This window comes from Paucibacter sediminis (assembly GCF_030254645.1).
Classification (GTDB): domain Bacteria; phylum Pseudomonadota; class Gammaproteobacteria; order Burkholderiales; family Burkholderiaceae_C; genus Paucibacter_B; species Paucibacter_B sediminis.
In genome coordinates, this window is sequence record NZ_CP116346.1 from 3,344,815 (window position 1) to 3,356,776 (window position 11,962).

Annotated in this window: 8 protein-coding genes; 4 read left to right on the plus strand and 4 right to left on the minus strand. The window is 69.1% G+C overall.

Annotation, left to right across the window (positions count from 1 at the left end; translation table 11 throughout):
* The first annotated feature begins 36 nt into the window (after positions 1-36).
* The 3 genes from PFX98_RS15510 to PFX98_RS15520 all read left to right on the plus strand — a co-directional run bounded on the left by PFX98_RS15510 (position 37) and on the right by PFX98_RS15520 (position 3,031).
* Entirely contained in the window at positions 37-861 is an 825-nt protein-coding gene (locus PFX98_RS15510) for a MinD/ParA family ATP-binding protein (RefSeq protein ID WP_285231388.1), read from the plus strand.
* A 16-nt stretch (positions 862-877) separates the two neighbouring features.
* The gene (locus PFX98_RS15515) at positions 878-1,591 is read left to right on the plus strand and encodes an RNA polymerase sigma factor FliA (protein ID WP_285235608.1); all 714 of its coding nucleotides are present in this window, start codon (positions 878-880) and stop codon (positions 1,589-1,591) included.
* 177 nt (positions 1,592-1,768) lie between these two features.
* Positions 1,769-3,031, plus strand: a complete 1,263-nt coding sequence (locus PFX98_RS15520; protein WP_285231389.1) for a methyl-accepting chemotaxis protein — start codon at positions 1,769-1,771, stop codon at positions 3,029-3,031.
* Between the two features lie 7 nt (positions 3,032-3,038).
* Here PFX98_RS15520 and PFX98_RS15525 read toward each other — a convergent pair whose 3' ends face one another.
* Genes PFX98_RS15525 through PFX98_RS15535 form a run of 3 tightly spaced genes read right to left on the minus strand, consistent with a single transcriptional unit; the run spans position 3,039 to position 9,519 of the window.
* Positions 3,039-4,850: a GGDEF domain-containing protein gene (locus PFX98_RS15525; RefSeq protein ID WP_285231390.1), complete on the minus strand. Its 1,812-nt coding sequence runs from the start codon at positions 4,848-4,850 to the stop codon at positions 3,039-3,041.
* A complete protein-coding gene (locus tag PFX98_RS15530) occupies positions 4,850-7,087 on the minus strand; it encodes a two-component system response regulator (RefSeq protein ID WP_285231391.1) in 2,238 nt (745 codons plus the stop codon). Before PFX98_RS15530 ends, PFX98_RS15525 begins: the two co-directional genes overlap by 1 nt.
* Positions 7,084-9,519: a PAS domain-containing hybrid sensor histidine kinase/response regulator gene (locus tag PFX98_RS15535; RefSeq protein WP_285231392.1), complete on the minus strand. Its 2,436-nt coding sequence runs from the start codon at positions 9,517-9,519 to the stop codon at positions 7,084-7,086. The genes PFX98_RS15530 and PFX98_RS15535 overlap by 4 nt, the downstream gene beginning before the upstream one ends.
* A 113-nt stretch (positions 9,520-9,632) precedes the next feature.
* Between PFX98_RS15535 and PFX98_RS15540 the strand changes: the two genes are divergently transcribed.
* A complete protein-coding gene (locus tag PFX98_RS15540) occupies positions 9,633-11,324 on the plus strand; it encodes a sensor histidine kinase (protein WP_285231393.1) in 1,692 nt (563 codons plus the stop codon).
* On the opposite strand, the gene PFX98_RS15545 is transcribed toward PFX98_RS15540, so the two are convergent.
* Entirely contained in the window at positions 11,325-11,903 is a 579-nt protein-coding gene (locus PFX98_RS15545; protein ID WP_285231394.1) for an ANTAR domain-containing response regulator, read from the minus strand.
* Positions 11,904-11,962: the final 59 nt, after the last annotated feature.

Below are 11,962 nucleotides of genomic sequence, written 5' to 3' on the forward strand. Positions count from 1 at the left end.
CCTAGACCAAGAAGTAACCCCAAGCAGGTGACTCTCATGCGCGACCACAGCACCCCCCCGCAAGACCAGGCCGACGGCCTGCGCAAGCTCTTTGCCAGCTCCCGCGTGCGCTTCGTGCCGGTGGTCAGCAACCCCCATGTGGTGGGCGGCGGCGCCTTGCTGGAGGGCCTGTGCGCGGCCTTCGCTGAGCTGGGCCTGCACACGCTGGTGATCGACGCCGGTGAGCAGGCGCCGCAGGCGGGCGAGCTGGCCGCGGTGGACCTGGCCTCCTGCGTGGAGCGCCTGTCCAAGCATGTCTCCTACCTGCCGGCGCGCGGCCTGCCGATGCGCTATATCAACGCCAACGGCTCGGCCGCCCAGTTCCTGGAGGTGGTGACCGACGCCGCGCCCTACGCCGATGTGGTGCTTTTGCACGCAAGTGCCGCCGAACTGGCCCGCGTGGTGGCTTCGCGTGAGGTGCGCCCGGTGCTCTTGGCGGATACTGACACCATGAGTGTCACCCACGCCTATGCCGGCATGAAATGGCTGGCGCAACGCGCCGGCCTGATGGTCTACAGCCTGCTGCTGGCCTGCTCGCCCCAGCTGCGCCTGGCCGACCGCATCGCTGCGCAGATCAGCAGCTGCGGCGACGGCTTCCTGGGTGCCGTGCTGCGCGACTGGGCCTGCCTGGACCCGCGCATGCCCGCCAGCAGCCCGATGAGCACCGAGCTGCGCCATCTGGCGCGTGAACTCCTGATTGCCGCACCGCCCGGCATGGTGGCCGAACCCGCCGCCGATGCCATGCCCCTGCGTCCGCGCGCCATGTGGCAGCGCCGTCCAGCCACCGTCCCGGCCCAAGGCCTGGTGATGGCCGCCAACTGATAAGCTGGAGCCGATGATGTATACCGCCAAAGGTCGCCTCGATAACTCCTCCCTGATCAAGCAGTACAGCCCGCTGGTGCGACGCCTGGCACATCAGATGATTGCCAAGCTGCCGGCCAATGTCGAGCTGGACGACCTGATCCAGGTCGGCCTGATCGGCCTCACCGACGCGCTCTCGCGCTTCGACGTGGGCCAGGGCGTGCAGTTCGAGACCTTTGCCACCCAGCGCATCCGTGGCGCCATGCTCGACGAGCTGCGCGGCGGCGACTGGATGAGCCGCGGCACGCGCCGTCAGCAGCGCACCATCGAGCAGGCGGTGCACAAGCTGGAGCAGAAGCTGGGCCGCGCGCCGCAGGAATCGGAAATCGCCGTCGAGATGGGCGTGAGCCTGACCGAGTACCAGGAATTGCTGGGCAAGGTGCGCGGCACCCAGCTCGTCTATCTGGAAGACATGAGCGGCGACGACGGCGACGAGGACTACCTCGACCGCCATGTGGCCGACGACAGCAACAACCCGATGGCCCTGCTGCAGGACCATCGCATGCGCCAGGCCCTGGTGGCCGCCATCAAGAACCTGCCGGAGCGCGAACAGTACGTGATGAGCATGTACTACGAGCACGACATGAACCTGAAGGAAATCGCCGCGGTGCTCAAGGTCACCGAGTCGCGCGTCTGCCAGCTGCACAGCCAGGCCATCGCGCGTTTGCGTGTCAAATTGCGCGAGTGGTGAGCGCCCGGCTGGCCGGGTAAGCTGCCCGTCAGCTCTGCGGCACGACCGGCCCCACAATGCCGGCGATCAGAACCATGAGGGACAGCAATGTTGCAGTGGAGTCGCCGCAAGGAATCGGTGCAAGCGCCTGAGCCTGCCTCTGCGCAGCCCGGGGCTGCGTCCTCTTCGCAATCGCTGGTGCAGCACCTCGCCCGCAGCATGTCCTCGCTCGGCAAGGACGCCGCCGAGGTGCGCGGCGCGCTCGAAGACACCCAGAAGGTCGTCACCGCCCAGGCCCAGGCCATGGCCGCCGTTTCCACCGAGCTGGGCCAGGTGCAGCAGTCGCAGCTGGCGATCGCCTCCGCCACCGACCTGACCCGCGCCGCCGTCACGCGTGCCCGCCAGGCCCTCGAGCAGGTGGGCAACGAGGTGGGCGGCATCGTGCAGACCCTGCACCAGGTGTCCGACGCCGCCTCCGAGATCACCAAGATCGCATTGCAGACCCGGCTGGTGGCCTTCAATGCCTCGGTCGAGGCCAAGCGTGCCGGCGAGGCCGGGCGCGGCTTCGGCGTGGTGGCCGATGCGGTGAAGGCGCTGGCGGCCCAGGTCGAGAGTTCCTCCAAGTCCATCATGGGCACGGTGGCGCAGCTGGATGCGCGCGTCGACAAGTTCAGCCAGGAGTTGCGCAGCGATGCGGCCGGTGGTGGTGGCAGTAGCATCCACCAGGCCTTTGCCGAGGTCGAACAGGATGTGGGCCGCATTGCCGGCTCGGCGCAGCAGAGCCAGCAGACCACCTTGCAGCTGGCGCAGCGCTCGGGTGAGCTGGAGCGCGAGGTGCAGCAGGCGATGCGCTATCTGGATGCCGCCTTTGCCTGCAGCGACCGCTTCCTGCGCCTGTCGGAGGAGCTGATCGAGCGCATCGCCGATTCGGGCGTGGAAGTGGAAGACGCGCTCTATATCCGCGGCGCCCAGGCGGCGGCGCGCGAGATCGCCGACCAGCTGGAGCAGGCCCTGGCCGCGCGCCAGATCAGCGAGGCTCAGCTGTTCGACGAGCGCTACAAGCCCATAGTCGGCACCAACCCGCCGCAGCATCTGACCGATTTCGTCGGCCTCGCCGACCGCCTCTTCCCGGCCGTGCAGGAGCGCCTGCTCAAGCTCAGCGACAAGGTGGTGTATTGCATCGCGGTGGACCGCAACGGCTATGTGGCCACGCACAACAAGAGTTATTGCCAGCCCCAGCGTGCCGGCGACGTGGTGTGGAACACCGCGCACAGCCGCTACCGCCGCATCTTCAATGACCGCACCGGCCTGGCCTCGGCGCGCAACCAGCGGCCCTTCCTGCTGCAGACCTACCGCCGCGACATGGGCGGCGGCAAGTTCGTGCTGCTCAAGGAGGCCTCGGCGCCCATCATGGTGAAGGGCCGGCATTGGGGCGGGCTGCGCCTCGCCTTCGGCTTCTAACGCGAGCCTAGTCGACGATGCAGGCGCGGTTTTTGCCGGTGCGCTTGGCCTCGTAAAGCCCCTCGTCGGCGCGGTCCAGCGCCTCTTCGAGTTTCTCGCCCAGGCGGTAGAGCGTGATGCCGGCCGAGAAGGTCACGAACACGTCCTTGCCCTCGTGCATGAAGAGCGCCGCGGAGAGCGAGCGCTGCAGGCGCGTCAGCACCTGCTGGGCCTCGTCCAGCGGGGTGCGCGGCAGCATCAGCACGAATTCCTCGCCGCCGTAGCGCGCCACCAGGTCGCCCGGGCGCAGCATCTGCGTCACGCGCGCGGCCAATGAGCTCAGCGCCACGTCGCCGGCCGCATGGCCCAGGGTGTCGTTGAGCTTCTTGAAGTTGTCCACGTCCAGCAGGGCCAGCGCGAGCACCGAGCCCTCGCGTTCCAGCTTGGCCTGCTCGGTGTTGAAGGCGGCCTCCAGGCCGCGGCGGTTGGCGATCTTGGTGAGCTGGTCGGTCTGCACCTCGCTGGAGAGCTTGCGCAGCTCGCCCTCCAGCTCGTCCACGCGCTTGGAGAGGCTGGAGGCGCGCTCATGCTCGCCGGTCAGGCGCGCCTGAGTGGCCTGCACCAGGCTTTGCACGCTGCGGCTTTCCTCCACCATCTCGCGCACCACGCCGGCCAGGCTTTCGATCGTGTCGGCGCGCTCGATCACCTCGGCATAGCGGCCCACGTTGTCGCTGAAGCGGTCGGTGTGCTGGCCCAGTTCGGCCAGCTCGGCCAGCATCTGGTGGATCAGGGTCTTGAGCGAATCGCGCGCCTTGCGGCGCTCCTCGCGCAGCGCGCGCTGGCGCCGGCGCGTGCCGCCCAGCATCTCGTCCACCATGCGCACCACGCGCGAGCTCACGCCCTGCTCGAGCGCCTCGTTCATCACCTCGCATTGGCCGCGCGCCCAGGAGTCGTCCTCGGCCAGCTCCACCAGGCTGGCGCTGAGCTCCTTGCACAGCGCGCCCAGCTGGCCGAACAGATGGTGGCGGTGGTCCAGCATGCGGCGCGCGCGCAGGCACAGCGCCTCCATGGTCTCGGCGCGCTGCGGCGTGGCGCCATGGGCGCGCACCTCGGCCAGGCAGGCCTCCAGCTCCAGCTTGAGCGCGTCGGCGCGCTCGTCCAGCGCCGGCAGGGCGTGCTGGATGGTCTGGTGCAGGCTCTGGCCCAGCTGCGGCCAGGCCTGCAGCCCATCAGTGGGCGGCGCGCTGGTGTCCAGCGCCTGTTCTTCCTCGCTGAAGAACTGGCTGGGCGTGCCACCGGGCTGTTCTTCATCCTGCACGGTATCGATGCTGGCGTCGCTGACGTCGCTGTCCCAGCTCGCCACCAGCTGGCGCAGCCGGTTCACGAGGCGCTGCGGATCGTTGCGGTTGCTTTCCAGCACGCGCGCCAGGCCGTCCTTCTTGCGCGCCAGCGTCCATTGGCGGCCGCCGCGCTCCAGGCCGCGCACCAGGCGTTCGGTGACGCTGGCCATGGCGTCGGCAATCACCGCCGGGCCGCTGCTCTGCTGGATGCGCTCCAGCACCTTGAGCGCCTCGTCCCAGCGGCCCGCGCGCAGCATCGCGTTGAGATCCTGGCGCGCCTGCAGCTCGCTCACGCCGATCGCCAGCAGCTTGGCCAGCACCGGCTGGCCGCGCTCGGGCCAGTTGTCGCTGGCGCCGGCCGGTGCCGTGTCGCCTGCCTCGGCGGCATAGGCGCGCGCGTAGTTTTCCGGCGTGGGCTCGAGCTTCTCCAGCATCAGCCGGCGCAGCGCACCCTTGGCCAGTTGCGCCGGCGGCTGCTGATTGCGTTTGGTGTCGTCCATCAGCGTTGGCCGCTGATGGGCCGCATCAGTTCGGTCGCGGCATCCTCCGCGCTGGCCTGTGCGATCCAGGGCGCCTTGCGCGGAAGCACGGTCTGGGCCAGCCAGCGTTCCAGGTCATCGGGCGCGAGCGGCTTGCTGAAGAGGAAGCCCTGCATCACGCTGCAACCCAGGCGGTGCAGCACCTCCATCTGGCGCAGCGTCTCCACGCCCTCGGCGATCACGCGCAGGCCCAGCGAGCGCGCCAGCGCGATGATGGCCGTGACCACCGCCGAGCTCTGCGGCGTGATGCCCAGGTCGCGCACGAAGCTGCGGTCGATCTTCACCTCGGAGATCGGCAGGGTGGTGAGGTAGGCCAGCGAGGAATAGCCGGTGCCGAAGTCGTCGATCGAGATCTCCACGCCCACCTCGTTGAGACGGTGCAGGGCCGGGATGACGTTCTGCAAATCCTTCATCAGGCCGGTCTCGGTGATCTCCAGCTGGATCGCACGGTGCGGCACGCCATAGGCGCTGACGCATTGGTGGATATGCTCGACCAGGTCGGAGCGCTCGAACAGGCGGTTCGGCAGGTTCACCGCGATCGAATCGCTGAAGCCGAAGTTGAGCTGCCAGACCTTGGCCTGGCGCGCCGCCTCGCGCAGCGCCCATTCCGAGAGCGGCACGATCAGGCCGGTTTCCTCGGCCAGCGGGATGAAGTCGCCCGGCGGCACCAGCTTGTCGCCGCGCTGCCAGCGCATCAGCGCCTCGGCGCCCACCATGCGGGCGCCGCGCACATCGATCTTGGGCTGGTAATGCAGCACGATCTCGTCGCGCTCGATGGCCTTGTGCAGGGCCGATTCCAGCTCCAGCTTTTCGCGCCCGCGGCCCGCCAGCATGGGGGTGTAGAGCGCCGAGGCATTGCGGCCCTGGCTCTTCACCGCGTACATGGCGACGTCGGAATTGCGCAGCAGGTCGGCCATGGTGAGGCCGTCGCGCGGGTAGATGGCGATGCCGACGCTGGCGGTGACGAAGCATTCCTGGCCGGCGATGAAGATGGGCTCGCGCATCGCGTCCAGCACGCGCTGGGCCACGCGCTCGGCATCGCGCTCGTCGGCCACCTCGGGCAGCAGGGCCACGAACTCGTCGCCGCCCAGCCGGCCCACCGCCTCGAGCGTGCGGTGCGAACGCCCGCCCACCGATTCCAGCATGCCTTCCATCACCTGGTCGGAATGGCGCACGCAGGCGCGCAGGCGTCGGCCCACTTCCATCAGCAACTCGTCGCCGGCGGCATGGCCCAGGGTGTCGTTGATGACCTTGAAGCGGTCCAGATCGATCAGCAGCAGGCCCACCTCGTGGCCCATGCGGCGCGCCTGTTCGATGGCACGCTCGGCGCGCCAGATCAGCTGGCGGCGGTTCGGCAGGCCGGTGAGGGCGTCGAAATTGGCGAGCTGGCGGATCTTGTCCTCGGCCATGCGGCGGTCCGTCACATCCTGCAGGATGCCGGTATAGCCGCTGGCGTTGCCATGCTCGTTGAACTCGGGCTCGGCCTCGATGTGGATGACGCGCGAGCGCCCATCCAGCAGCGTCACCGGCAGATCCGTCACCAACACCGAGTTGTGCGCGATCACGTCGCGCAGCAGGCGCATGAAGAGCATGCGCTCCTCGCGCGGCACCATGCGCATCACGCTGATGAAGTCCAGGTGCTCATGCGGCCCATGGCCGAACACGCGCAGCGCCTCGTTGGCGAGGGTGAAGTGGCCCACGCCGCGGTGCCACTCGAAGCTGCCCATGCGTGCCAGGTCTTGCGCGCGCGCCAGCCGCGCCTTGCTGCGCTCCAGTTCGATGCGGGTGCGCGAGCTGCGCAGCAGGTAGCGCAGGCGCCCGGCCAGCAGGCTCCACTGGGTGGACTTGACGAAGAAGTCGGTCGCGCCCACCTGGTAGGCGCGCGTGATGGAGGCATCGTCGTCCAGGCCGGTGAGCATCAGCACCGGGGTGGATTCGAAGCCGGGCATCTCGCGCAGGCGCTGGCAGGTCTCGAAGCCGTCCAGCTCGGGCATCATGGCGTCGAGCACGATCACGTCGGGCGACCATTCGCCAATCACCTTGAGGGCCTCGGCGCCGCCAGTGGCCTCGGTGATGTCGAAGCCGCGCTCGCGCAGGGCAATCGCCGTGAGCAGGAGGTTGACCTCGTCGTCATCGACCAGCAGCACCCGTGCCTGCTCGGGCAGGTCGGCGTCCAGGCTTTGATCTACTGCATTCATTGCGGACCCGTCAAAAGCTCGCTGAGAGCATGGCGCACACGTTCCACCTCGTCCTGCATGCCGTCGAGTAGGGAGTCTAGGCCCTCGGACTGGTTGTTGCGCACCATCGCCTCGATATCGGCGCAACGCCTTGACAGCTCCAGGGCACCCAGGCTGGCCGAGGAGGATTTTAGGGTGTGGGCCACATGCCGCACCGCGCCCAGCTCCAGCGTTGCGCCGGCGCGGGCCTGGGCCAGTTCGGGCAGCAGGCGTTCCAGCGACTTCAGAAAGGCCTGCACGACGCGCTGCAGCAGCTGGTTCTTGCCGCCGGGGTCGAGCTCGCGCAGACGCGCCAGCGCCTGGCTGTCCAGCAGGGCGGGCGCACCGGGCGTGGATTCTGGTGTGGAAGTCATGGTGCGTCCCTCAAGCGGGCTGCGGTCGGCATTGGCATCGGTGGGCGAGGCGGCATCGGGAATGCTGAGCGTGAGCATGTCGAGCAACTGGCTTTGTCGGACGGGTTTGGGCAGGTAGCCATCAAAGCCATGCTGTCGCAAGCGCTGTTCATCGCCGTCCAGGGCGTTGGCCGTGACCGCCACCACCTTGGTGCTGGGCGGGCACAGAAACTTGAACTGCTGCGTCGGCCCCTTGCGGAACCAGCTCAAGGCCTCCATCCCATCCATACCCGGCATGTGGATGTCCATCATCACCAGGTCGAACTGCTCCTCGCACAATGCCTGCAAGCCGCTCAGCGCGTCCGCACAAAGGCGGACACGGCAACCCAGCTGCAGCAGCATTTCTCGGATAACTTCTTGATTGGTCTCATTGTCTTCGACCACAAGAATGGAGCGTCCGGAAAAGGGCGTCAATCCGGATGTTCGCTGAGCCGACCCCGCCGCTGCCGGTATTTCCGCCGTCGGCGCCGCCAGCGGCAGGCTCACGGTGATGCAGGAGCCCAGCCCCGGCGTGCTGAGCGCCTCGATCTGCCCCCCCATCAGCTTGACCAGGCCCTGCGCAATGCTCAGGCCCAGGCCGCTGCCCTCATGCGGGCGCGCCAGGCTGGCATTGCCCTGGGTAAAGGCCGAGAACAGACGCGGCAGATCCTCGGCCGCCATGCCGACGCCGCTGTCCTGCACGCGGAAATGCAGCTGCTCGGCGCCGGCTTCGAGCCTGAGCCTGACCTCGCCGCGCGCGGTGAACTTGATGGCGTTGTCGAGCAGCTTGTCGAGCACCTGCGACAGGCGCAGTGCATCGGCCTGGATCTCCAGCGGCAGGCCGTCGCCGCATTCGAGCAGCAGCTGCAGGCCCTTGGCATGCGCGGCCGGCTGATGTTGTGCGAGCAGCGTTTCGGCCAGCAGGCGCGGCGAGCAGGCGTCCAGCGCCAGCGCCAGCTGGCCCGACTCGGCCTGGGCGAAGTCCAGCACGTTGTTGATCTGGCGCAGCAGGGTCTCGGCGCTGCGGTAGGCGGCCTGGGCGTAGCCGCGCTGCTCGTCCTGCAGCGGCGTGCCGAGCAGCAGCTGGGTCATGCCCATGATGCCGTTCATGGGAGTGCGCATCTCGTGGCTCATATTGGCCATGAAGGCGCTCTTGGCCTGGCTGGCGGCCTCGGCCAGATCGCGTGCGCGTTGCAGCTCGGCCTGGCGGGCCTGCTCGTCGCTGACATCGGCGAGGATGCCGTAGACCAGCGACTGGCCGTGGGCATGGGGCTGCAGCCGGGTGCGCAGCCGCACCCAGCGCAGGCCCTTGGCGGGGTGCAGGATGCGCAGCACCATGTCGCTCGGCTGGCCCTCGGCCTGGGCCTGCAGGCGGCGGGCGTACAGCGCACGGTCGTCGGGATGCACGCGCTGCTCGAACAGCTGCGGCCCCATGCGCAGCTCGCTGGGCGTCAGGCCCAGGGTGTCGAGCAGCAGCGGCGAGCTGAAATGCAGGCGGTCCCAGTTGGGGGTAGTGACGAACAGGCATTCGCGCACCGAGTCCGTGACCTCGCGGAAACGCGTGTCGCTTTCCTGCAGCGCCCGCTCGAGCTGGCGCTTGGCGCTGGCGTCCTGCAGGCTGATCAGGCCGACCGGGCGGCGCGCGCCGGCCCAGCTGACCAGGCTGCGCTGCACCTGCAGCCAGCGCAGCCCGAAGGCGGTCTGCAGGCGCAGGTCTTCGCGCCCGGCCTGGCGTGCGCCCTCCAGCTGGCGCCAGCGCGCCGGCTGGCACAGCTCGGCCAGCGCCGGGTCCAGGTGCTGGCTGGCCGCATGGCCCAGCACCTGGGCGCGGCGCAGCACCAGCAGGCGCTCGGCCTCGCGGTTCAGATGCAGGATGCGCGCCACGCTGGTCTCGATCACCAGCACGCCCAGCGGCAGCTGATCCGCGATCGCCTGGATTTCGGGCGAGGCACGCAGCAGCGCCGGCGCGTGGCCGGCGGGCTCCTCGTCGGGGCTCCATTCGATGGGCTCGGGTCTTGTCATTGCGTGTTCTATGCCTGTCCCTGTAGGTGGACCGGCGGGGTCAGGTCATGCGGGTCCACACGACGTGATCGGCATGCGGCGGGCGAACTTGAGTGGTCCTTACAATGGCTCACATGAATCGTCCCAGCGAAGCCGCCTCCGACCGCCGCCCCAGCAGGGGCAGCCCGCGGCTGCTGGCGATGTGGCTGGCGGGCCTGCTGCTGCTGAGCCTGGGCATCTACCTGGGCCATGAAGAGAGCGGCTCGGGGCTGCTGGTGATCGGCCTGGTCTGCGGCGTGGCGCTGCTGCTGGGCGCGGTGGCCACCACCTGGCATGTGGCGGTGCGCCTGACCCGCGCGCGCCTCACCGAGGCCTTGCGCGAGGCGCGCCAGCATGCGCAGCTGCTGGCGCAGCTGCAGCCGCACTGGCAATGGCAGACCGATGCCGAGCACCATCTGGTGCGCTGGCAGGCGCCGCAGGTGGCGCCCAGTTCCAGCTGGGTGGGCATGGCCGCCACGCAGTCGCTGTGGGAGCGCTTTGCCCTGGTGGACAGCGGGCCCGGCGCCTCGCTGCAGGAACGCCTGGACCAGCACCTGCCCCTGCACGATGTGCTGGTGCAGGCCTGCGCCAGCGAGGCGGGCGGCACGCCAGCGCGCTGGCTGCTGCGCGCCCAGGTCTGCCTGGATGCCAGCGGCCGCTTTGCGGGTTATCTCGGCACCGCGGCGTCACTATCCGACAAGCCCGGCGCCGAGCCCAGCGCCGCGCCCGCCGGCGTGCCCGTATCCGCGCCGGCGGCCACCCAGCCCTGGCTGCAAGCCATGCCCGGGCCCGCCTGGCTGCTCAGCACGCCCACCGATGGCCATGGCCATGGCGTCAAGCTGCTCGATCTGAACGACGTGGCGGCGCAGCTGATGGCGCGCCCGGCCGCGCAACTGCTGGGCCTGAACTGGGGCGCCTGCCAGGATGCGCTGCCGGCCGAGATCCGCGAGGCGCTGGCGCAGCCGGGCGCGCACAGCGGCGTGGCCTGCGGCCATTGGTGGCTGTGCACCAGCGCGCTGCACCTTGAGGGCACGGGCCCGGCGCAGCTGCTCAGCCTGTGGCCGCAGGGCGCGCCCGATTCGGTGCCGGCGGCGCTGGCGCTGGACGCGGCCGAGGTGGCGCGCGCCGACCAGGAATCCTTCAGCTACACGGTCTCGCACGATCTGCGCGCGCCGCTGCGCGTGGTGGAGGGCTTTGCGCGCATCCTGAAGGAGGACTATGGCCGCCTGCTGGACCGCATCGGCAACGACCATATCGACCGCGTGATGGGCGCGGCGACGCGCATGAACAGCATGATCGACGCGCTGCTCTCGCTCAGCCAGCTGTCCTCGCGGCCGCTGCAGCGCGAGGGCATCAACCTCAGCCAGATGGCCAACCTGGTGCTGGATGAGTTGAAGCGCGCCAATCCCGAGCGCGCCATCGAGTGCTATGTGCAGCCCGGCATGCAGGTGCAGGGCGACCCGACGCTGCTGCGCATGGTGCTGGAGAACCTGCTGGGCAATGCCTGGAAGTACAGCGGCAAGCGCGAGCTGGCGCAGATCCGCTTCGAGACCCGGCTGGAGCAGGGCGAGCGCATCTTCATGGTGGCCGACAACGGCGCCGGCTTTGACATGCGCTTTGCCGACCGCCTCTTCGAGGTGTTCCAGCGCCTGCACAGCGCCAGCGATTTCCAGGGCACCGGCGTGGGCCTGGCCTCGGTGCGTCGCATCGTGCGCCGCCATGGTGGCGACATCTGGGCCGAGTCCGAGGTGGGCGGCGGCGCGCGCTTCTTCTTTACGCTGAGCTGATCAGCTGTGGCCCGGCAGGGCCAGCAATTCCACCGCTTCGATCAGCCGCAGCGCCTGCTCCGGCAAGGGGCGCGTTTCGTGCGCAGCCAGCTTCTGCAGCCGTGCCAGCGCCTCGTCGCGCGAGAGCGAATAGCGGTGCATCAGGATGCCCACCGCCACCGGCACCACCTGGGCCAGGATCTCGCCGCTACCACCGGCTCCCGCTCCATGGCGCTCGGCCGCGGCACTGCGCTCGCCACGCTTGGCAAACGCGGCCTCCACGGCCGGCACGATCTGGTGGATGTCCAGCGGCTTGACCAGGTAGGCCACCGCGCCCAGCGCCTTCACCTTGGCGACGGTGTCCTCGTCGGCAAAGGCGGAGAGAAACATAAAGGGCAGCTGCAGGTACTCGCGCAGGTAGGCGGCCACGTCGAAGCCGCTCATGCCTTCCATGCGGATGTCCAGCAGGGCCAGGTCGGGGCGATGCTCGCGCGCCAGCAGGATGGCGTCGTCGCCGTTGTCGGCGTCGATCACCTCGTAGCCGGCCTGCGAGAGGCCATGCGTCAGCGTGGCCAACACCAGCCGGTCGTCATCGACCACGAGTATCTTGCCCTTCGTGCTCACAATCTCAGCCCCCTCGAATTGGCTTCATTGTCGCT

Coding starts and splice junctions, on each gene's coding strand:
- PFX98_RS15515 (WP_285235608.1), top strand. CDS start 878: ATGTATACCGCCAAAGGTCGCCTCGATAACTCCTCCCTGATCAAGCAG.
- PFX98_RS15530 (WP_285231391.1), bottom strand. CDS start 7,087: ATGAATGCAGTAGATCAAAGCCTGGACGCCGACCTGCCCGAGCAGGCA.
- PFX98_RS15540 (WP_285231393.1), top strand. CDS start 9,633: ATGAATCGTCCCAGCGAAGCCGCCTCCGACCGCCGCCCCAGCAGGGGC.
- PFX98_RS15525 (WP_285231390.1), bottom strand. CDS start 4,850: ATGGACGACACCAAACGCAATCAGCAGCCGCCGGCGCAACTGGCCAAG.
- PFX98_RS15535 (WP_285231392.1), bottom strand. CDS start 9,519: ATGACAAGACCCGAGCCCATCGAATGGAGCCCCGACGAGGAGCCCGCC.
- PFX98_RS15510 (WP_285231388.1), top strand. CDS start 37: ATGCGCGACCACAGCACCCCCCCGCAAGACCAGGCCGACGGCCTGCGC.